This is a genomic window from Sorangium sp. So ce128, assembly GCF_051525245.1.
GTDB lineage: Bacteria > Myxococcota_A > Polyangia > Polyangiales > Polyangiaceae > Sorangium > Sorangium cellulosum_B.
The window spans coordinates 12,027,727-12,048,919 of record NZ_CP150313.1; the positions used below are offsets into that span (position 1 = coordinate 12,027,727).

At 71.5% G+C, this 21,193-nt stretch carries 18 protein-coding genes; 10 read left to right on the forward strand and 8 right to left on the reverse strand.

Features of this window, described 5'->3' with window-relative positions:
* The first annotated feature begins 116 nt into the window (after positions 1-116).
* Positions 117-1,754, forward strand: coding sequence for an ATP-binding protein (locus tag WME82_RS45615; protein WP_438040442.1), 1,638 nt, complete (start codon positions 117-119; stop codon positions 1,752-1,754).
* A 115-nt stretch (positions 1,755-1,869) separates the two neighbouring features.
* Here the strand turns inward: WME82_RS45615 and WME82_RS45620 are convergent, their stop codons facing one another.
* Genes WME82_RS45620 through WME82_RS45635 form a run of 4 tightly spaced genes read right to left on the reverse strand, consistent with a single transcriptional unit; the run spans position 1,870 to position 4,661 of the window.
* Positions 1,870-2,454 carry a Uma2 family endonuclease gene (locus tag WME82_RS45620; RefSeq protein ID WP_438040443.1) on the reverse strand — a complete coding sequence of 195 codons (585 nt, stop codon included), beginning with the start codon at positions 2,452-2,454 and terminating at the stop codon, positions 1,870-1,872.
* A 52-nt stretch (positions 2,455-2,506) separates the two neighbouring features.
* Complete coding sequence (locus WME82_RS45625) at positions 2,507-3,250, reverse strand: SirB1 family protein (RefSeq protein ID WP_438040444.1); 744 nt, start codon at positions 3,248-3,250, stop codon at positions 2,507-2,509.
* Between the two features lie 46 nt (positions 3,251-3,296).
* Positions 3,297-4,097: a polysaccharide deacetylase family protein gene (locus tag WME82_RS45630; protein WP_437742682.1), complete on the reverse strand. Its 801-nt coding sequence runs from the start codon at positions 4,095-4,097 to the stop codon at positions 3,297-3,299.
* Positions 4,098-4,100: 3 nt separating this feature from the next.
* The gene (locus WME82_RS45635) at positions 4,101-4,661 is read right to left on the reverse strand and encodes a hypothetical protein (RefSeq protein ID WP_438040445.1); all 561 of its coding nucleotides are present in this window, start codon (positions 4,659-4,661) and stop codon (positions 4,101-4,103) included.
* A 348-nt stretch (positions 4,662-5,009) separates the two neighbouring features.
* On the opposite strand from WME82_RS45635, the gene WME82_RS45640 reads away from it, so the two are divergent.
* The 7 genes from WME82_RS45640 to WME82_RS45670 all read left to right on the forward strand — a co-directional run bounded on the left by WME82_RS45640 (position 5,010) and on the right by WME82_RS45670 (position 13,947).
* Positions 5,010-6,485 carry an MBOAT family O-acyltransferase gene (locus WME82_RS45640; RefSeq protein ID WP_438040446.1) on the forward strand — a complete coding sequence of 492 codons (1,476 nt, stop codon included), beginning with the start codon at positions 5,010-5,012 and terminating at the stop codon, positions 6,483-6,485.
* A gap of 290 nt (positions 6,486-6,775) precedes the next feature.
* Positions 6,776-7,117, forward strand: a complete 342-nt coding sequence (locus WME82_RS45645) for a hypothetical protein (RefSeq protein ID WP_438040447.1) — start codon at positions 6,776-6,778, stop codon at positions 7,115-7,117.
* A 132-nt stretch (positions 7,118-7,249) separates the two neighbouring features.
* A complete protein-coding gene (locus tag WME82_RS45650; protein ID WP_438040448.1) occupies positions 7,250-7,657 on the forward strand; it encodes a hypothetical protein in 408 nt (135 codons plus the stop codon).
* 19 nt (positions 7,658-7,676) lie between these two features.
* Positions 7,677-8,363: a hypothetical protein gene (locus tag WME82_RS45655; RefSeq protein WP_438040449.1), complete on the forward strand. Its 687-nt coding sequence runs from the start codon at positions 7,677-7,679 to the stop codon at positions 8,361-8,363.
* 233 nt (positions 8,364-8,596) lie between these two features.
* Positions 8,597-9,709: a tryptophan 2,3-dioxygenase family protein gene (locus tag WME82_RS45660; protein WP_437748119.1), complete on the forward strand. Its 1,113-nt coding sequence runs from the start codon at positions 8,597-8,599 to the stop codon at positions 9,707-9,709.
* Positions 9,706-11,751, forward strand: coding sequence for a DCC1-like thiol-disulfide oxidoreductase family protein (locus tag WME82_RS45665; protein ID WP_438040450.1), 2,046 nt, complete (start codon positions 9,706-9,708; stop codon positions 11,749-11,751). Before WME82_RS45660 ends, WME82_RS45665 begins: the two co-directional genes overlap by 4 nt.
* Positions 11,752-11,760: 9 nt before the next feature.
* Positions 11,761-13,947: a hypothetical protein gene (locus tag WME82_RS45670; protein WP_438040451.1), complete on the forward strand. Its 2,187-nt coding sequence runs from the start codon at positions 11,761-11,763 to the stop codon at positions 13,945-13,947.
* Positions 13,948-14,029: 82 nt separating this feature from the next.
* On the opposite strand, the gene WME82_RS45675 is transcribed toward WME82_RS45670, so the two are convergent.
* The 4 genes from WME82_RS45675 to WME82_RS45690 all read right to left on the reverse strand — a co-directional run bounded on the left by WME82_RS45675 (position 14,030) and on the right by WME82_RS45690 (position 17,884).
* The gene (locus tag WME82_RS45675; protein WP_438040452.1) at positions 14,030-14,917 is read right to left on the reverse strand and encodes a hypothetical protein; all 888 of its coding nucleotides are present in this window, start codon (positions 14,915-14,917) and stop codon (positions 14,030-14,032) included.
* A 549-nt stretch (positions 14,918-15,466) separates the two neighbouring features.
* Complete coding sequence (locus tag WME82_RS45680; RefSeq protein ID WP_438040453.1) at positions 15,467-15,718, reverse strand: hypothetical protein; 252 nt, start codon at positions 15,716-15,718, stop codon at positions 15,467-15,469.
* Between the two features lie 111 nt (positions 15,719-15,829).
* On the reverse strand, positions 15,830-16,444 hold the full coding sequence (locus WME82_RS45685; protein ID WP_438040454.1) for a hypothetical protein: 615 nt from the start codon (positions 16,442-16,444) through the stop codon (positions 15,830-15,832).
* Between the two features lie 531 nt (positions 16,445-16,975).
* Positions 16,976-17,884, reverse strand: coding sequence for a hypothetical protein (locus WME82_RS45690; RefSeq protein ID WP_438040455.1), 909 nt, complete (start codon positions 17,882-17,884; stop codon positions 16,976-16,978).
* A gap of 393 nt (positions 17,885-18,277) precedes the next feature.
* Between WME82_RS45690 and WME82_RS45695 the strand changes: the two genes are divergently transcribed.
* Both WME82_RS45695 and WME82_RS45700 read left to right on the forward strand, forming a co-directional pair.
* Complete coding sequence (locus tag WME82_RS45695) at positions 18,278-19,156, forward strand: hypothetical protein (RefSeq protein ID WP_438040456.1); 879 nt, start codon at positions 18,278-18,280, stop codon at positions 19,154-19,156.
* A gap of 416 nt (positions 19,157-19,572) precedes the next feature.
* Positions 19,573-20,667, forward strand: coding sequence for a PEGA domain-containing protein (locus WME82_RS45700; protein ID WP_438040457.1), 1,095 nt, complete (start codon positions 19,573-19,575; stop codon positions 20,665-20,667).
* Positions 20,668-21,193 lie beyond the last annotated feature (526 nt).

Here is a 21,193-nt window from a genome sequence, read left to right on the forward strand (position 1 = left end):
CCAGCTCGGCGCGGCGGGTACCAGGCCGGCGCGGCGGGCACCAGGCCCAGCCGTTCGTCGGAGCGTTGCGAGCGTTGCGCGCGTTGCGAGCTTCGCGAGCTTTGCCATGGGCGCGCATGCCGCTATCAGAGAGGTCGTTCCTCCGAGCCCAGCGCGATGCCGCGGACGAGCGGGCGCCGAGCTGGGCGAGGACGGTACGACAGGGGGCAGACCACACCGTGCGGCTCGGGATCCGGCTTCAGCTCTTGTTCGCGCTCGGCGCGCTGCTCCTCCTGGCGTTCGTGCCGCTCTTCTTCGCCGTGGCGAGCCTCACGCGGGCCACGATGAGCGGCGCGCGCGCGTCGAGCGCCCGCGCGATCGGCCGCGCCATCGCCGGGCACGTGGCCGCGGCGCGGACGACCCGCTCCGCCCCGGAGCTCTCGCTCCTGCTAGAGGCGCAGCTCGGCCCGGACGGGGCGTCGGCGATCGGCGTCTACGACGCGGCCGGGGCGCTCTCGGGCCGCGCAGGGGAGCCGGAGATCGTGGCGGCCCTGCCCGCCTCGGTGGAGGCCGGCACGGAGGTGCTGAAGACGGTGCGGACGGCGCGCGGCGATGCGCTCCTGGTGGTCGTCCCGGAGCCTGCGCGCGCGGCGGCGTCTCTCGCGGAGCCGGCGCCCGCGACGTCGACGGGCTCCGTGGCCGTGCTGGTGCCGACCGACCCGTCGACGGTGGCCGCCGCGCCGCTCGTGCGGATCGTGGCGCTCTACACGGGCATCGTGGCGCTGGCGCTGCTCGTGTTCGCGTACATCTCGATGACGCACCTCGTTGTGCGGCCGATCGACGCGGTGTCGGAGGCCGCGCGCCGCGTGGCCGGCGGGGCGCGCGACCTGGAAGTGCCGCGGGCCGGCGCGCGGGAGCTCGCGGAGCTCGGCGCGAGCCTCGCGCTCATGACGGGCCGCCTCCGCGCCGACGAGGAGTCGCTGCGGGCGAAGATCGCCGAGATCGAGCGCTACGCGGCGGACCTGAAGAGCGCGCAGGAGCGGCTTGTCCGCTCGGAGCGGCTCGCGTCCGTGGGGCGCCTGGCGGCGGGGCTCGCGCACGAGATCGGCAACCCGCTCGCGGCGATCCTCGGACTGCAGGATCTGCTGCTCGCCGGGGGCCTCACGCCGGCCGAGGAGCGCGACTTCGTCGAGCGGATGAAGCGGGAGACGGAGCGGATCCACAAGATCCTGCGCGACCTGCTCGACTTCGCCCGGCCCGCGGCGCGGGGCGCGGCCGAGGCCGGCGACGATGGAGAGGCAGGGCACCTCCCCTCGGGGTCGGTCGCGGAGGCGATCGGCGACGTCGTCTCGCTCGTCACGCCGCAGAAGGCGTTCCGCGCGATCGAGCTCGAGCGGGACGTCGCGCCCGACGTGCCGGCGGTGCCGCTCGCGCACGGGCAGCTCGTGCAGGTGCTCCTGAACCTGCTCCTGAACGCGGCCGACGCGGTGCCGCGCGTCGGGGGGCGCGTGGCGGTGCGCGCGTCGCGGGGCGCGGGCGGGGGCGCGCGGATCGAGGTCGAGGACAACGGGCCGGGGATCGCGGAGGAGGTCCGCGAGACGCTGTTCGAGCCGTTCATCACGACCAAGGAGGTCGGCGAGGGGACGGGGCTCGGGCTCGCTGTGTGCCGGGGACTCGTGGAGGCGGCCGGCGGGACGATCGGGGTCGAGCGAGGCGCGGACGGCGGGGCGCGGTTCGTGGTGCTGCTGCCGGGGGCGGCCGACGGGCATGGGTGATGGGAGGGCCAACGCGCGATCCCACGCGCGATCCCACGCGAACGGAGCGATCGGCAGTGGCCCTCGCTTCTCCCGTCTGGCGGCGAGCCCCCGCCCTCCCCTGGGCGGGAGCGCTCTACTCCTCGGCGGCGCCCGGAATCCACCACGAGGCGACCGCGAGCTCTCCGTTGAAGGGCGGTAGCACAGCGCGCTCGTCGTCCTGCGCGGTCGCCGTGAGCGCCGGCCTCCCACCGACCGTCTCGAAGACCTCGACCAGCCGGCGCATCGGGTCCACGATCCAGCTCCAGCCGACGCCGGAGCGCGCGTAGAGCGGCAGCTTCACCGCCACGTCATCGCGGGCGGTCCGCGGCGACAGGACCTCGCAGCACCAGTCGGGGAGGATCGTCAGCGGGTTCTCGTCCGGCAGCTCGGGGACCCGCTCGACCCGGAAGCCGCACAGATCAGGCACGGCGAGCCGGCCGCCGGGGAAACGGATCTCCGTCTCGGGCTCGATCCACCAGCCGACGCCGCCGACGTTCGCGTCGAACGGGACGAGGCCGTGCAGGCAGAGCCTGGCCGCGCGGCGGTGGCGCTTCCCGGGACGCGACATCGTGCGGAGGACGCCGGGCTCCAGGATCTCGCCCGTCAGGTGCTCGGGCAGGGCGCGGATGCTCTGGTAGAGCTCCTCGAAGGTCGGGGGGGTCGTGGCGGGTTGACCCATGCCGACGAGCGTATCCGATCGCGCGCGGTGCGCGAGCGGCGATCGGGACGCGTCAGTTCACGTCTCGCCCCGCGGACGGCCACGGGCGCTCGCCGCCGAGCTGATCGAGCTCCTTCCGGAGCTCGTCGGTCGGCGCGAGCACCTGCATCCGCTCGAGCACGCTGCGCAGCCGCGACGCGTCCGAGCGGCTCGAGTAGATCGACCGCAGGTTGTTCAGCATGCGCACCAGGATCTGCCGCTTCTGCGCGGGCACGAGCAGCCGCGGCTCCGGATCGCGCGTGGCGCCCGTGGCGCGGGTGTGCAGCGCGCGCAGGTCGTCCCGGCCGAGCAGGCGGCCCTCGAACGGGTCGATGAGCAGCACGCCGCCGCGGACCGGCGTCCTCACGAGGAAATGGCCCGGGAACGAGACGCCCTGGGCCTCGAGGCCCGCGCGCCAGCACACCTCGAGGAGGACGACGGCCAGCGTGATGGGGATGCCCGTCCGGCGATCCAGGACCTCGTGCAGGTAGCTGTTCTTCGGGTCGTAGTAGTCCCCGGAGTTCCCGTGGAACCCGAGGTCGCCGTAGAACCAGCGGAGCAGCTGCTCGATGGGGCCGCTGCCCGGCGTCGCCTCCGCGGCGCGCAGGGGGCGATCGACCGCGCGCCGCGCCTCGCCGCCGAGCCGGTCGAGCACGCCGAGGTAGTGCGGGATGTCGAGGCCCGGGTACGCGGCGTCGTCGATGAGGAGCGCCGCCTCGGCGAGATCGAGCTCATCCTCCGGTCTCCCGGCGATATGCGCAAAGAGCGTCAGACTCACCGGCGCGGCCATCGGACCGAGCGTAGCGCCACCCGACAGAGGTGGTCTAGGCGTCCCGCGCGCCGTCGTCGAGCCACGCGTCGACGCGGACCCCGACCAGGTTGCGCTTCTCCATCGCCGCCAGGATGCGCGGGAGCGCCAGGGGCCCCGCGGGCGCGTGGTCGTCGCGCTCGGCCGCGTCGTGGAGCAGCACGATCGCCCCGTCGCGGAGCCCCGGGATGATCCGCGCCGCCACCCGCCCGGGGTCCGCCCCGGCGAGCCCGTCGAACCCCCGCGCCGACCAGCCGATTACGTCGAGGTCGAGCGCGTCCACCACGCGGGCGATGCGCGGGCTCGTGTGGCCGACCGGCGGCCTGAAGAGGGTGGGGCGGGCGCCGGTGATCCGCTCGATGACGTCGAGGTTCTGCCGGAGGTCGCGCTCGACCCGGCGGGCCGAGCGCAGCGAGAAGAGCCGGTCGTGCGCGTGGCTGTGCAGGGCGATGGCGTGGCCCCGCGCCGCGATCTCGCGGACGAGCTCCGGGTGGGCCTCGGCCTTGCGGCCGATGACGAAGAACGTCGCCTTCACGCCCGCCTCGTCGAGGAGCGCGAGGACCGCCGGCGTGTGCTCCGGGCTCGGCCCGTCGTCGAAGGTCAGCGCCACGCCCCGCGCGCCGGGCGGGCCGCGCTTCACGACGTCGACGAACATCCCGAGGCCGAGGAAGAAGACCCCGCACAGGACGAGCGCGAGATAGCCGGCGATGGCCGCGCCCGCGACCGCCATGGGCACCGGCGCGACGAGCAGCGAGCGCGCGACCAGCGCGAGCGCGCCGAGCGACGCCGCGTAGAGGAGGGCCCGCGCGAACGGCACCGGCTACTTCTTCGCGCGCTTCTTCTCGGGCTCGAGCTCGAGGTCGTCGTCGAGCTCGTCCGCCGCGGCGGAGGCGGCGATGCGCTTGTTGTTGCCCCCGGCCGCCGCCTTCACCGCCGGCTTCGCGCCCGGCTTCTCCTCGTCCGAGGGGTCGTTGTCGGCCTCGTAGAAGCCGCCGAGCAGCGCGGCGATCGCGGCGAGCGACGTGATCGCCAGGCCGCCGAACGTCCCGGTGCCCCCCGCGGCCTCGCCGAGCGACAGGTTCGCGCCCCCGAGCTCGCCGAGCGGCAGCGGCACCGGCACCGTGAGCCACCTGCGCGCGGCGTACATCAGGGCGGCGCCGAGCAGCGCCCCGACGAAGGCCTTCATCCCCGCCTCGATCTTCGCGTCCTTCGCCCAGATGGGCTTGCCCGCGACCAGCCCCACGAGGACCCCGGCGAGCGCCGCGGCCAGGTAGGCGACGATCGCCATGGGCGCGGCGAAGCCGAGCTTCGCCAGCGCGAAGCCCAGCAGGCCCCCCACGATGAGCCCCTTCACAACCCCGAGGATCAGGCGACCCAGCATCAGCTCCATCCTTGGCACGACGCGGGGCGCCGTTCAACATGGCGCAGCGCCATGGCGCCGTTCAAACGCGGCCCCGCGCGGTCGCGTTCCCGGCGCCGTTCCGCGCCGTTGCGTACCGTTCCGCGCCGTTGCGTACCGTTCCGCGCCGTTCCGCGCCGTTCCGCAGGGCGCCGCGCTGTGAGCGCGACCGCGCGGCGCCATCGGGCCGCGCCAGGAGCGCGACCGCGCCGCGCTCCCTGTGGTAGACGGCCCCCCACCGCCCGGGTAGCCCGCTCCTCCTCGACAACGCGCTCGGCCCCGCCGCGCGCCGCGCCCCTCGCCGCAGCCTGACCCGGGGTCCGACCGGCCGTGCTCTTCAATACCCTCCGTTACGCCGAGTTCTTCGCCGCCGTCTTCGTCGGATCGTGGGCGCTCGTGCGGTACGCCGGCGCCTGGCCGCGCCTCGTGTTCCTGCTGCTCGTGAGCTACGGGTTCTACGCGGCCTGGGACTGGCGCTACCTGCCGCTCATCTTCGCCTCGTCCACGGTCGACTTCCTGCTCGCCCGCGCGATCGCCCGCGAGGAACGGCCCCGGGCGCGGCGCGCGATGCTCATCGCCACCGTGGCGCTGAACCTCGGGTTCCTGGGGTTCTTCAAGTACTGGAACTTCGCGCTCGAGAACGCCGCGGCGCTCCGCGCCTTGCTCACGGGCGAGCCGGCGAGCGTGGGCCACGCGTTCCGGGTGCTCCTGCCGCCGGTCGGCATCTCGTTCTTCACGTTCGAGTCGATGAGCTACGTCGTCGACGTGTACCGGGGCGAGCTCCCGCCCCACAAGAGCTACCTCCGCTACCTGCTCTTCGTCGCGTTCTTCCCCCACCTCGTCGCCGGGCCGATCGTTCGCCCGCGGGACCTGCTCCCGCAGTTCGAGCGCGCCCCGAGCCTCACCCTCGAGGAGGGCGGGGAGGGCCTGTTCCTCGTCGCGATCGGCCTCGTGAAGAAGGTCGTCCTCTCCGACCAGCTCGCGCTCAACCTCGTCGACCGCGTGTTCGAGCGCCCGGAGAACTACTCGGCCCTGGAGGTCCTCGCGGGCGTCTACGGCTACGCCGCGCAGATCTACTGCGATTTCTCCGGCTACACCGACATCGCGATCGGCTCGGCGCTCCTGCTCGGCGTGCGGTTCCCGAAGAACTTCGACGCGCCGTACAAGGCGCACAACCTCGCCGATTTCTGGCGCCGCTGGCACATCTCGCTCTCCACCTGGCTCCGCGACTACCTGTACATCCCGCTCGGCGGCAACCGCGGCTCCGAGCTGGCGACGTACCGCAACCTGATGATCACGATGCTGCTCGGCGGCCTCTGGCACGGGGCATCGTGGAACTTCGTCTTCTGGGGCTTCCTCCACGGCCTCGGCCTCGCCGTGACGCGCGCCTTCCAGCGCGCGGTCCAGCGCCGGCGATCCGCCGGCGAGGGCGAGCGCGGGGGCGCGACCGCGAGCTCGCTCCTCTCCCGCGTTCCCCTCCGCGCGCTGTGTGTGCTGCTGACGTTCCACTACGTCTGCTTCGCGTGGATCTTCTTCCGCGTGCCGACGTTCTCGCAGGCCGTGCTCATCCTGCGGCAGATCGGCACGCTGACGACCTTCCACCCGAACCTCCCGCCCGTGCTCGTCGCGCTGCTCGGGGTCGCGCTCCTGTCCCATTACGTGCCGGAGCGCCTCTACGAGCGCGCCCGCGGCGCCTTCATCGCGGCGCCCGCGCCGGTGCAGGGCGCGCTGCTGTTCCTGGTGGCGATCGGGCTCCACGAGGCGGCGAGCGCGGCCGCGGTGCCGTTCGTGTACTTCCAGTTCTGAGAGCGGCGGTCACCCGCTTCGGATACGGGCCCATCTCGGCGTTTTCGGTGCTCAGCGCACTGGAGTGCGCTTCCGCGCCGAAAACGCCGATCTGGACCCGTCTCCTGTGCGGGTGACCGCCGCTCTGCGGCGCGTGTGCAGAGCGTGCGCGACGGGGCGGAGGGAGCGGGCGGGCCAGGCCGCGCGAGAGGCGGAGGGCGCCGGGATCGAGGGCGAACGCGGTGTGCTCGCCGGCCCGCCGCGGTTCATTTCTCGGGATTTCGAGCCGAACGGTGCATTACGCTCCCGCCGTGCGCCCACCCCGTCTCGCCGCCCTCGCCCCCCTCGCCGTCCTCCTCGCCGGCGCGCTCTCCCCGGCGTGCAGCGTGTCCAACGTGCCGTCGAACGCGATGCCGATGATCCGGGCGCGCGCCACCTCCGACCTCGATTGCGCCGACAAGGACGTCCGCATCGAGGAGCAGCTCGGCGGTCATTTCAAGGCCGTCGGCTGCGGTCGCAAGGCGTACTACCGGGCCGCCTGCGAGGCGCTCCGCTGCGTGGTGAGCGGCGAGGGCGAGGCGATGGTCCCGTGGCGAGATCGCCCGGATCCGGGCGAGGTCGACCGGCAGCGGGACCGGCTGCCGGTCGAGTAGGCCGGGACGCTGGCGGACAGCGGCTTTTCGGGCCTTTTTCGGGCACGCGCGGCCGGGCCTGAGGTAGCCTGCGCCGTCCCGGGGATCTGCCGCGGGTTCGGCCATGGCCTACATCACCACCGAGAGCTGTACGTGACCGACACGGAGCAGGCCGACACGGACGCCCGGCCCGAGCCGGATCCGAGCTCGCCGCCGGACGCGCAGGCCGACGCCGAGCCGCGGCGCCCGCCGAAGAAGCGCGGGAAGCGGCGCGACGAGAAGGCGGCGTCGCCCCCCGGCAACGCCGAGCCGGCGCGCCCTCGCGATCCCGAGATCGAGCGCCTCGAGCAGGCGTTCGAGCGCGGTGACTACGCGCTGGTCCGCGCGGAGGCGGGGCGGCTCGCGAAGGAGGCCGAGCGCGACGAGATCCGCCGCGCGGCGCGGGCGCTGCTGCGCCGGATCGACCCCGACCCGCTGGCCGTCGTCCTGCTCGTCGCGGCCATGGCGCTGCTCGCGTTCCTCGCGCTCTGGTACTGGTCCCACGGCCACGCGGCCCCGTGATCCCCGAGGAGGCAGCGCGGTGAACGCCGAGCCCGGACGTCCCTCAGGCCGCCTCCCCGCGCGCTGGCTCGCCGCGCTCGCGCTCGCGCTGATCGCCTGCGGGGGCGCCCCCGGCCCGGGTCGGCCCGCGGCGTGGGACGCGGCGCCCGACGGGCAGCGGGGCGCCGCCTCGGGCACGCGGGCCGAGCGCTACTTCCCGCTCGTCGACGGGCACATCTACCACTACGCGACCATGAGCGAGGGCGGCGAGCAGGGCCTCCTCGTCGCGCGCGTGCACCGCGCGGACGCGCGCCGCGGCGAGCTCCGGTTCCCCTCGGGCGTGAAGCGCTTCGAGTTCACCGGCGAGGGCGTGATCCGCGGCGACACGGGCGTCTTCGTGCTCAAGGAGCCGATCGCGCCCGGCACCACGTGGACCGGCGAGCACGGCGGCCGCGCGCGGATCACCGCGGTCGACGTGGCGATCGAGGTGCCCGCGGGACGGTTCACGGGGTGCGTGCAGACCGTGGAGGAGCGCCTCGGCGACAGGCCCGCGCGCTACGTGTCGACGTTCTGCCCGGACGTCGGCGTGGTGGTGATCGAGGCCGCGGGCGGGGCGAGCCACGAGCGGGCCGAGCTCAAGAGCTACGCGCCGCCCGTCGACATGGGCCCCGACGGCGTGCGGCGCGCCCCGGCCGATCCGCCTCCCGGCGCCGCGAGCGCGCCCTGAGCGCGCCGCGCGCGCTCCGCGGTGGAGGCCGCCCGCGTGCGCCCCGCCTCGCCGCGCGCGCTCGCCCGGCGGCGCATCCCGTTGCTTTTTGCGCAGACGCGCAATCCGTGCGACCCGTGCCAGGCCCTTCCGTTTCCCGGGGGGCGGGAAGTAGACTCCCGGCGCCGCTCGTGGCGCGGGCGCACCGCTTGCTGCGAACACGCCGCACCAACGCCGCTGGCGGCGCCTCTCGAATCACCAAGGACATGAATTACTGGGATTACATCCACGTCGAGGAGCTGCTCGCCCTCCAGGGTGGATTCGACGACGACGAGCAGAAGGTCGGCAACGACGAGGCCCTGTTCATCGTCGTCCACCAGATCTACGAGCTCTGGTTCAAGCTCATCCTCCGGGAGCTCACCTCGGCGCGCGAGCTCTTCCGCCAGAACCCCGTGCCCGATCAGAAGCTCGCCTCCGCGGCGCGCTCGTTCCGGCGGGTCGTCACCATCTTCGAGCAGGCGATCGAGCACTTCCGGGTCATGGAGACGCTCACGACCCGCGATTATCTCGATTTCCGCGATCGCCTCATCCCCGCGAGCGGCTTCCAGTCGGCGCAGCTGCGCGAGATCGAGCTCCTGCTGGGCCTTGACGACGCGCTCCGGATCCCGCTCGGCCGGGAGGGCAGCTACAAGGAGGCGCTCAAGACAGCGGACGGCGCGCCCTCGGCGGCCACGCGCCGCGTGGAGGCGAGGCTCGCGAGCGGGCCGAGCCTCAAGCACTTCCTGGACGAGTGGCTCTCGCGGACGCCGATCGACGGGTCGAGCGAGCCGGAAGGCGTCGTGAGCTTCCTGCGCAGCTACACGCGCTCGATGCGCCAGGAGAACGAGCGCCGCGTCCAGATGGCGATCGACAAGGCGCTCACCCCGCCGGACGTCGAGCGGCTCCGCGCGCGCTACGAGGCGGAGAGCGCGGCCGCCGAGGCGTTCCTGCTCGCCGAGGACGATCCGGCGGCCGACGCGGCCACGCGCGAGAAGCGCCGGGCGGTCCGCGCGGCGATCGTCTTCATCGAGAGCTACCGCGAGCTGCCCCGGCTCGCGTGGCCGCGCGAGGTGCTCGACCGCATCCTGGAGATGGAGCAGGCCATGCTCATCTGGCGGCAGCGCCACGCGCGGATGGTCGAGCGGGTGATCGGCCGGCGCACCGGCACGGGCGGCTCCGCGGGCGTCGATTACCTCGACCAGACCGCGCTGCGCTACCGCGTCTTCGGCGATCTCTGGACGGTGCGCTCCCTGCTCTTGCGTAAGCCGAGCGTCCCTGAGCTCGAGCACGCATCGGATTACGGATTCCGTGTCGAGGACTCTCCGTGAAATCACTTCGCGATCACTTCTTGCGTCTTGATGCCCGTTCGCTCGGGTTGTTTCGCATCACCTTCGGGCTGGTCCTTATCGCCGACCTCTTCGGGCGGTGGCGATGGGTGCGGGACTTCTACTCGAACGAGGGCGTCCTCCCGAACCACAACCACCTCTTCAACCTCCGGGGCAAACAGCAGGTCTTCAGCCTGTTCCACGCCATCTCGACGGAGGGAGAGGCCCACTTCGCCTTCTCGCTGGCGCTCGTCGTCTACGCCCTGTTCCTCATCGGCCACCGGACGCGCGTCTTCCATGCGCTCTCGCTGCTCGTGCTGGTGAGCCTGACGTCGAGGAACGTCCTGCTGGAGAACGCCGGCAACTACGCGGCGATCGCGATCCTCGCGCTCACGGCGTTCCTGCCGTGCGGGAGCCGCTTCTCGCTCGACAGCCTCCGCGCCTCGCTCGCCCTGCGGGACGAGAAGCGCGACACGGAGCTGAACGACAGATCGAGGGCCTCGGAGGCCGAGATCGCGGCCGAGCGCCTGCCCGGGTGGTCGCCGACGTCGCTCGCCGCGCTGGCCGTGCTGCTGCAGCTCGCCCTCATCTACCTCTGTACGGCGCTCCAGCAGCGCGGCGAGGCGTGGCGCGACGGGACGGCGTTCTACTATGCGCTCCACGCCGAGCGCCTGGCGAGCGACGCGGGCATCTGGCTCCGCGACGTCCTGCCGCTCGGCACGCTGCGCGGGCTCACGTTCGGCACGTGGGCCATGCAGCTCGCGATCCCGGCGCTGCTCTTCGTCCCGGCGCTCTTCCGCTGGACGCGCGGGGTCGCGGCCGCGCTGATGGTCCTGCACGGGCTGATCCTCGGGGTCTTCTTCGATCTCGGGCTGTTCGGCTGGGCGCTCGCCGCCGCGGCGCCGCTCGTGCTGCCCGGCGAGCTCTGGGATGTGTACGAGCGCTCCTGGAGCGAGGGGCGCGCGCGCACGCTCGTGTACGACGCCGATTGCGGCGTTTGCCTCCTCCTGGCGCGCCTGGTCAAGCGGCTCGATCTGCGCGAGCACCTGACGTTCCAGGGCAATGTGACGCTCGACGAGCTCTACGTCCGCAACCAGACGGGGGCCGAGGAGCGCGTGCCGATGCCGAAGGAGGTCACGCCGGAGCTCGTGGAGCGGACGGCGCTCGCGATCGACCGGAAGGGGCGCGTGTACATGCGGGGCGCCGCGGTGACCGAGGGGCTCCTGGCGTTGCCGCTCGGCTGGCTCGCCTGGCCGCTCAAGCTGCCGGGCATCTCGCACCTCCTGAACGCGCTCTACGACGTGGTCGCGGCCCGCAGGCACCGCATCAGCGAGCTCCTGGGGCGGCAGGCGTGCGGGGTCCCGCTGCCCGACGAGGGCGGAGCGGACGGCGGCGACGCGGGCCCCGCTCCGGACGTCCCTGCGCCGGCGGTGCGGACGGCGCGGCTCGCGCTGGGGTCGCTGCGGGAGGCGGCGGTGCTCGTGGTGCTCGCCGCGGTGCTGGCGCAGACGGCGAAGGAGAACCCGCTGCCCGGCGCGGCGGCCGTCCCGCAGGGGGCGGTGCTCGCGGGCGTGGCGTCGTGGCCGCGCATGCTGGCGAGGTGGAACGTGATGGCGCCCGAGCCGCCGCGGGTCAACGCGCTGATGGTGATCGACGGCCAGACGCGCGCGTCGGAGCCGATCGATCCGCTGACCGGGGAGGAGCCGCGGCTCCAGCCTGCGGGGCACCCCGGGGCGCGGCTCGGCCAGCTCTGGTCCGATTACCTCGATCGCATCCGGCGGCCGGAGTGGTCCGATTACCAGCGCGCCTTCCGCGACTACCTCGCGAAGGGCGGGCCCCAGGCGTCCGGAAAAGGGCGCGAGGCGTCGCTGTCGGGCTTCGATGCGTACTGGGTCTCGGCGTCGATCCCCGCGCCGGGCGAGCCCGCGCCGAGCAGCTTCGAGCGGGACAAGCTGTTCTCGCACTCACGGGGTGGCACGGGAAAGCTGGGCGAGGGGGGCCTACCCCTCGTGCCGACCCTCCGCCGGCACGGCAAGCCGAACTGAGGCGCTCGGATGGGTCGGCCTGACGAGGAGCCGAGCGCCGCGGAACCCGACGCGGCGCTCGGAAGTGGCGCGGGCGCGCCGCCCGGTGAGGGCGCGTCGACAGGGGATGTACCGCCCGGCGAGGGCGAGCCGCGGGAGAGCGCGCCGCGCGGTGAGGGCGCGCCGCGAGCGCCCGAGGGCGGGGCTCCGAGGCGTCCGGCGCGCTCTCCTGCGGCGCGCCTCCGGCGCGTGGGGCGATGGATCAAGGAGCATTACTGCACCATCGACGTCCGCACGCTCGGCCTGTTCAGGCTGGTGCTCGGCTTCCTCCTCTCGGCCGACTGCGTGCGCCACTGGGCCGAGGCGAGCTGGATCTACAGCAACGAAGGGGTGCTCACCAACCACTATCACCTCTTCCACCCGAGCAGCGGATACAACTTCAGCCTGTATCACGCGTTCTCGTCGACGGGAGAGGTCCACGTCGCGTTCGCGCTCTCGCTCTTCTGCTTCCTCTGCTTCTTCGTCGGATGGAACACGCGGCTGTTCTCGATCCTGGCGTTCGTGCTCGTGGCGAGCAGGGACAACCGGATCGTCATGATCGAGAACGGCGGCTATGTCGTCGTGAACATCATCACCTGCTGGGCCATGTTCATGCCGACCGGCAGGCGCTTCTCCGTCGACGCGCTGATTCGCTCGTACCGTGAGCGGCGGGAGCGGACGGCCGCCGATCTCGCGGATCGGAGGCGCCCCGAGTGGGCCGAGCGGCCGTACGTCTCGGGGATCGTGCTCCTCGCGATCCTGAACCTGGCGACCATCTATTATTTCAACGTCGTCAACAAGTCGGGCCAGATCTGGCGTCGCGGCGAGACGGTGCACTACGTCTTGCACCTCGATCGCATGGTGACCGGGATCGCCGTCCTCGCGCGGGAGCTCATCCCTTTCTGGGCGATGAAGGGGCTCACCTGGGGCGTGCTGGTGCTCGAGGCGCTGCTCATCACGTGGATCCTCTCGCCCTATGGCCGCCGCTTCACGCGGGCGCTCGCGATGGGGGGGATGTGGGCCCTGCACGGCTCGTTCGGGGTGATGATGCGCCTCGGCCCGTTCTCGTGGTTCATGATCGCCTGGTCGTTCCTGCTGCCGACGGCGCAGCACTGGGACGCGCTCGAGCGCTGGTATCGCCGCCGCGCGGCGCCCCGGGTCGTCGTTTATGACGGCGATTCACCGCTCGCGTTCGCGCTCATGCGCTTCCTTGTCCGGCTCGACGCGCTGGAGCTGCTCCGGTTCGAGGAGGCGCGCGCTGTCCCGGCGGGCGGCGCGGAGGCGGCCGGGGGAGGGGAGCTCCGGCCGGAGCTCTTCGAGGTGCGCGACGCGACCGACCCGGCGGATGGGCGGGTGTTCCGCGGCGCGGCGGCGCTGCGCGAGATCGTGCAGGCGCTCCCGGGAGGTCGCTTTGCCTGGCCGTTCGTCTGGGCGCTGGCCCTCGGCGCGCCGGGCGCGCTGCTCGGGGTCGTCTCGAGGCGGCGCGACGGGATCGCGCGGTATTTCGGGCTGGATCGGGCGCCGCGCGGGCGGGGGGCGGGCGTGGTGGAGAGCCCGTCGCCGCTCGCGGAGCGCTTCGCCCGCGGAAGGACGATCGCGCGGGAGGCGCTGATCGCGTACCTCGGGCTCTGCGCGGTGAGCCAGGCCATCAACGAGAACAAGAGCGTTCCGGCGTTCCTCAAGCACACTCAGCCGAAGTTCGTTCAGGCGACGATCGTGTATCCGCGCATCCTCCAGGGGTGGGGGATGTTCGCGCCGAACCCGATCACGGAGGACGGGTCGATCAGCGTGGACGCGATCACGGTCGACGGCCGGCATGTGGATCCGTTCACGGGGCTCCCGCCGGATCTGAACCTCTCCGACGCGCGGGGGCTGGGGCTCGGCCAGATCCAGCAGGACTATTTCAACCGGATCCGGCTCGATCGGAACAAGGCGTTTCGCAAGCCGGGCCTCCAGGACTACCTGCTCAGGTATCATGAGCGGACCGGGCGGCCGGAGGACGAGATCGTGGCGTTCGACGTGTACTGGGTGCGAGATCAGTGCCCGAAGCCTGGGGAGAGCGCGCCGTACAAGAACGAGGCGATCCCGATCATGTCGTACCGGAAGCCGGGGTATCGTCCGCGCCCGGGGCTGCCGGCGCTGCCGCCGCCGCTCAAGGAAGCGAGCGCGGAGAAGTAGGAGGGGTGCAGGGGACACCCTGCATCGCCGTCTGGCGACAGGGGCAGCGCGCTCGGCTGCTCCTGGGGCCCGGGGCGTCGGTTCAGGAGCCGGTCGTGACGAGGAGCTCCCTGGCGTCGCTGATCACGGCGGCGCGGCGGATCCAGCGATCCAGCTCGTCGATGTCGGTGCTCGCGAGCACGCGTTCCCGCACCTCGGCGGGGACCTCCAGCCCGCGGGCCTCGAGGATGGCGAGCACGTCGTGCGCTTTGGCTTCGACGATTCCCTCCTGCCGACCTTTCGCCACGTAGCCGCGCGCGAATTCGCTCTGAAACTGGTAACCGCTCTTCATCATCGCCTCCAACTTCCGCCTCGCCGCTGCGTTCAGCGAGGATAGCACCAGGTCCCCGTAGACGGCTCGGCGCTCCTCATCGAGCTCGTCCGCCGCCCCCGAAAAAAAGGCCACGCCGATCGCCTCCGCCACCTCGCTCTGTCCGTGCGCCATGGCCGAGAGCACGGCGACCTCGGGCGCCGCCTTCGCCTGCTCGGCGTCGGTGACGACCGGGACGCCCTGGGGCCCGAGCACCAGCGGCGTCAGCGTCCATCCGGGATGACCCGTATCGATCGGCCGCGCGCTCCACCGCGCCATCTTCGCGTCGATCGTCACGACCAGCAGCCGGGTCGGGCAGCGGTGCCGGGCGCGCGTCTGGGTGACGTAAACGGGCCAGACGTAGGGCTTGTCCGGGTCCACCCCGAGCTGGACCTCGACCACGATGGCCATCGCGCGCCGCTGCTGCTCGCCGACCAGCAGCACGACGACGACGTCCGCGCGGCGATCGGAGGGCACGATCTCGGCGAGGTCAGATGACTCGACACGCGCCTCCGTGAAGGTCGGGACCGGATGGCCGAGCGCGTCGTGCAGCATCTCGGCGGCGAGCGTCGGCCGGTTCTTGAAGAGCTCCACCAGGGCTTCATGGGTCATTGAGGGCATGGAGTGGTCTCACAAGCGGTTGTAGTCATGCTGGATTTGCGTGGCGCGCCAGGCTCATGCGGTGGGGCCCGCACGGGCCGAGCAGCGTCCTCCCACTCATGAATTCCGGAGAGCTCCTCGGGGTCATCACGCCATGTGACCCGCGTCGCCCCCGACGGTCAGGGCACGGGGCTGAACGAGAGGGGAGGGCGCTCGGGCGCACGAGCGGAATCAAGCCCTCGACGGTCGTCAACGCCGTACCGATGCCTCGGACATGGCGTCCGGTGTGGCTCTTGCGTAGCTGGCCCTCCGATTCAGCTCCGGCTTGGACTCCCGGCGCCCTCACTCGGACGACATGGCAAGAGCGGTGTGTTTTCGTTCTGAAAAGCGAAACGATCCCGATCGTGTCGTACCGGAAGCCCGGGTATCGCTCGCGTCCGTGGCTACCGCCACTGCCGCCGGCGCTGAAGGAGGCGAGGGCGGAGAAGTAGGATGGCGCCCGGCCGGCCTGCCATCGCCTGCCAGCAACAGAAGCAGCGTGCTTGTCCGCTCCTGGTGTGCGAGGCGCCCTCAGGAGTCGGTCGTGGCGAGGAGCTCCCGGGCGCCGCCGATGGTCGCGGCACGGCGGATCCAGCGGTCCAGCTCGTCGAGGTCGGTGCTCGCGAGGACGCGTTCCCGCATCTCGACGGAGACCTCCAGCCCGCGGGCCTCGAGGCAGGCGAGCACGGCCTGTGCCTTCCCCACCCGGAACCCTTCCTCTCGCCCCTTCGCTATGTAGCTGCGCGCGAATTCGCTCTGGAACTGGTATCCGCCCTTCATCATCGCCTCCAACTTCCGCCTCGCGGCTGCGTTCAGCGAGGGTAGCACCAGATCCCCGTAGACGGCTCGGCGCGCCTCATCGAGCCCGGCTGCCGGCGCCCGGGAGACCCGTGCTCACGATCGAGCGAGCCGTCCGTCGTCGAGTAGCACCCAGGGGGCGGCGGGCGAGTACGCCTCGGTCCCGGCTATCGGCAGGCTCGGCGCGTCCCCGAGCTGATCGAGCCCCGTGTCTCGGAGGCGCATCCCACGTTCCGTGAGGCGATACACCTGCGAGAGCATCGGGTGGCCAGGTGGCTTCGGGCCAGGAGCGCGCTCGACGGCGGCGCTCGAATCATGCGTTGCCCATTGATCCAGACGAGCTTCCAGGAACAGGTCGCCTGTACAGGAGAGGAGATGCCACAGGTGCATTCGCGTCTCCGATTTATGGACGGCCAGTGCCAGGGCCGTCTGCCACTCGGACGAGAGGAGGGAAAAGATCAGCTCGTCAAATCGGCTAAGACGCAGGCGTCCTTCTGCGGTCCTTCTCGGGAAGAAGCACGAGAGAAGCGCGCACAGGGGAGCGAGCTCTGCAAAGCCTTCGACGCCGGTGATGCAGCTCTCGACGAACGGCAATGGGTTCTCGTCGACGTAGCTGTCCCAGAGGCGGACGGCCTGATCATAACGTTCGGCTGACCAGGGTTGTGCCTTGTCGAGACGGTGCAGAAGAACCTCATCCGGATGATCGGACACCGACTCGGAGCAGGTGAACGGACGAGTCAAGACCTCTTGGCTTGCTGCTCTCGAGGGTGGAACTGGTTCAAAATCGAGAACGAAGATGTTTTGATGCGAGAACCCGAGATGACGCAGCCAGCTACAAGCTCTCCAAAGGTTCACCCGCTCGTGAAGGCTCGCCGACACCCACAGGACGATGGGGGGGCTCCCAGTGGACATCCGACGAGTAAACCTTGTCCCAGTCTTCGATCGAATTCCACCACGCGCGACGTGCTCTGGCGTGTTCCGTGGGATCCCGGCGGCTCGGACCGATGATAAGACGGTCGGACGCGCGCACGACGTTGGTCGCACCAATCTGGAATAGCTGTTCCGTGGTCAACCCGTCGAAAGTGACGTGGGTAGACCCGCCGATGTCAACGGTGGTTCCCATGGTCAATAGAAACCGCGCTTGTAGCATTGCCTGAATTCGGGCGCAGCATGGGCCACCACCGTGGCATCTCGGCGACAGGAGCAGCGCGCTCGTCTGCTCCTGAAGCCCGGGGCATCGGTTCAGGAGCCCGTCGTGGCGAGGAGCTCCTCGGCGTCGCTGATCACGGCGGCGCGGCGGATCCAGCGGTCCAGCTCGTCGAGGTCGGTGCTCGCGAGGACGCGTTCCCGCACCTCGGCGGGGACCTCGAGCCCGCGGGCCTCGAGGAAGGCGAGCACGTCGCGCGCCTTGGCTTCGAGGATTCCCTCCAGCCGCCCCTGCTCCCGGCCCTTCTCCACGCCTTTTGCCACGTAGCTGCGTGCGAACTCGCTCTGAAATTCGTAACCGCTCTTCATCATCGCCTCCAACTTCCGCCTCGCCGCTGCGTTCAGCGAGGATAGCACCAGATCCCCGTAGACGGCCCGGCGCTCCTCATCGAGCCCGGCCGCCGCCGCGAAGAATGCCTCGCCGATCGCCTCCGCCGCCTCGCTCTGTCCGTGCGCCATCGCGGAGAGCACGGCGACCTCGGGCGCCGCCTTCGCCTGCTCGACGTCGGTGACGACCGGGATGCGCTGGGGCCCGAGCACCAGCGGCGTCAGCGTCCAGCCAGGGTGGCCGGTGTCGATCGGCCGCGCGCTCCACCGCGCCATCGCCGCGCCGATCGTCACGACCAGCAGCCGGGTTGGGCAGCGGTGCCGGGCGCGCGTCTGGGTGACGTACACCGGCCAGACGTAGGGCTTGTCCGGGTCCACGCCGAGCTGGACCTCGACCACGATGGCCATCGCGGGCTGCTGTTGCTCGCCGACCAGCAGCACGACGACGACGTCCGCGCGGCGGTCGGAGGGCACGATCTCGGTGAAATCGGAGGACTCGACGCGCGCCTCCGTGAAGGTCGGGACCGGATGGCCGAGCGCGTCGTGCAGCATCTCGGCGGCCAGCGTCGGCCGGTTCTTGAACAGCTCCACCAGGGCTTCATGGGTCACTGAGGGCATCGGGGCGTCTCTCGAGTGGTTGCAGTCATGCTGGATTGCGCGGCGCGCCAGGCTCGTGCGGTGGGGCCCGCAGGGGCCAAGCTGCGCTCTCCCACTCATGAATTCCGGGGAGCTCCTCGGATTCGTCACGGCGTGTGGCCCGCGCGTGCCCCGCGGCGGTCAGGGCACGGGGCGGCTGCACGTGGGGGCCCTCGGATACACGAGCGGAATCAAGCCGTTGCCTCCGGTGCTCGGGGAGGCGAGCGCGGAGAGGTTGGCTGGCGCATGGGCCATCGCCGTGGAGGGGGAGTGTTGGCCGCCACCCGCCATGGCGCCGCCACCCCTGAGTCGGCACTGTCACCGAGCTTTCTCGTCGTTTCGTGCCGGCATGGGGGGTGCTCAAGGTCGAACATCATGCCGACGCTCGAGCACAACGCCCTCGTCGAGATGTTCCGTGAGCACCCGGAGCTCGCGCCCCACTTGCTCGCGACGCTCTTCCACGTCGAGGTGCCGCCGCACGCCTCGGTCGCGGTGGTCGAGTCGTCGCTCGAGCAGCTCATCCCGGTGGAGTTCCGCGCTGATCTGGTGATCGAGCTTCGAGACGTGAGCGGCGCGCTCGTGCTGGCGATCGTCATCGAGGTCCAGCGCGACATGGATCCGGACAAGAAGTTCTCGTGGCCGACGTACGTCACGGTCGTGCGCGCCAAGAAGCGCTGCGGCACGGTCGTGCTCGTGATCGCACCGGACGCCGGCGTGGCCGCCTGGGCGGCAGAGAACATCGACCTCGGCCTGGGCCTCGGCCACGTCGAGCCGCTGGTGCTCGGTCCGGCCGTCGTCCCCGAGAGCACCGACCCAGCCGATGCGGAGAAGGACGCCGAGCTGGCCGTGCTCTCGGCGGTGGCGCACGGCAATGGGCCGAACGGGCTCACCGTGGTCAAGGCCGCGCTCGTTGCCCTTGGCCGGCTCGACCAGGAGCACGCCATGGTCTACTTTCAGGTCATCTGGAGCGGGTTGCGTGAGCCCATGCGGCGGGCTCTGGAGGCGTTGGTGATGGAACGGCAGATCGAAGGCGAGACGACTTTTCCGTTCGTGCGGGAGCTCATGGATCGCAGCAAGCGCGAGGGCAAGCTCGAAGGCAAGAGGGACACCCTGCTTCGGTTGCTCGCGCGGGCCGGGATCGTGCTCGGCGAGAGCGAGAGAGAGCGCGTCCAGGCATGCACGGACATGGCGACCCTCGACCGCTGGATCGATAACGTCCTTGGGGCGGCGACGGCCATCGAAGTGCTCTCGTGACGGTTGACGGATGGGGCCGATCGGGCTGGCGATGAGATAGCTCACCAGATCGAGGGACTCGTGCTCGGTGCTGATCCAAGAAGGCGAGTAGGGGTCGAATCTACCCCTCTGCCTCACCGTGCTGGACCGGCGTTGGGCCTGGGACAGCGATGCTCGATGAAGACCGCGCGGCGTCTGTCGTCGAGCCTGTCGACGAAGCGCCGCAGAACCGACGCTCGCTGCCGGGCGCTCAGGCTTCCGGGGCGCGGCCGCTCGTCCGGAGCGCCCTTGCCGTGCGTGCGAGGGAACGACGGCACGCTGGGGCCTCGGTCGGTTGCATTCCAGAGACGACGTCAAAATCGTCGTGGAGACGCACGCAGCGGCCCGGGCGCGCGCCGTTGCCGGGCTGGCGATGCCGTTGATAAGGTGAGCTATCCATGACGCGCTTGCGCTTGCGGTCGGTCCTGTTGCGGTGCTGCCTCCTCGGCGCGTTGATCAGCGCCACGGGCCCCTCGCGCGCGGCGCCGCCGCCCGGGGGCTCGCCGCCGGCGGCCGCGGCGCTGCGCCAGAAGGCCCGGATCTCCTTCTTCTCGAAGCGGTGGGCGGATGCCGAGGCGAGCTTCGAGGCCGCCCTGGCGGCGCCCGACGCCGCCGGGATGACCGAGGTGCAGCAGGCCGAGGTCCTCGGGTATCTCGGGCTCTCCGAGCTGGAGCAGGGCAAGCACCGGGAGGCCGCCGAGCACCTGGGGGAGAGCCTCGAACACGATGCCGCCCTGAAGGAGCCGCTCGTCCGCCGGTTCACGACCGGGTTCAACAAGGCGCTGGAGCACGTCGGAAGGATCTACGTGGCTGCCGCCCCGCCCGACGCCGAGGTTCTCCTGGACGACGAGCCGATCGGGACGGGAGCCACGGTCCTCGAGCTGTTCGTCGATCCGGGGAAACACACGCTCCGGGCCCGCCTGTCGGGATACGAGGAGCTCTCTCATCGGGTCGAGATCGCCGGCGGGGCGACGATCGGCGCGACGCTGACGCTGTCGCGCGTGGCCCCGCCGCCCCCGCGCACCCCCGAGCCAAGCGCGGCGAAGCGCGGCCCGGTCGGACCGGCCGCGGCCCCGGCGCCTGGGCCCTGGGCGTCGTGGCCGGGAACACTGCGGATCGCGGGGATCGCCGTCACGACGGCCGCCATCTCCTCGGGGACTGTCTTCATGCTCCGGGCGAACGTCCTCGATGGAGACATCGATGAGCGCGGCGGCGGCCTCGACCGCGATCCAGCATCGACCTGGGACGCGTGTCGCCAGGTGCCGCAGCCCTCCGCCTGCCCCGCGCTCCACCGCTTGCGCGTCCAGCGCGACATGTCCCGCGTCCTCGGGGCCACCCTTGTCGCGACGGGGGTCGTCGTTGGCGCTGCGACCGTGGTGTCCTTCTTCGCGGGCTCCTCGTCCCCGCGAGCGAAGGCGGCGCCGGCCGCCCTCCATGTCTTGCCGGTGACGACGGCCCAGCAGATCGGCGTTGTGGCGCTCGGGGCGTGGTGACCCCGCCACCTGTGACGCACCCCCCCCTCGCCAGCCGCCACTCTAGCTCGCTTCCTGCAGATGAGCTCCCTCGCGCTTGACGAGCTCTTCTTATCTCGGTGCGCCCGCCCCTGCTGCGACGAACAGGAGAAGCCCCCGCTCGCGAGGGCGTCGCGCCAGACAGCACTCAGGAACGCCACACTGAGGCTCTTTGCCCCGTGCGCACCGTAAGGCGCACGACGAACCGGAGGCGAGGGCAGCGCTCGTGAAACATTCGAGCAATGCAACGAGACGTAGCGCTTCTGTCATCGTCCGGAGGGGTTCTCCCGAGCACGTGCAGCGTCGAAGCTTGGCATGTCGGGTGCTCATCGATCGTCCCGCTCCCTGTGTCGATCCGTACGGCGGACGACGAGCAGGGCTTGCGAAAATCGGATCGTGAACCCGGATCTCGATTGGACATAACGAGGGTCGCCTCGAGGTGTGCGGTCATTTCAGGTGCACCCAGGCCGACGCGTCCTGATGTGTCGGCCGCCTCGAGCGCATCCGT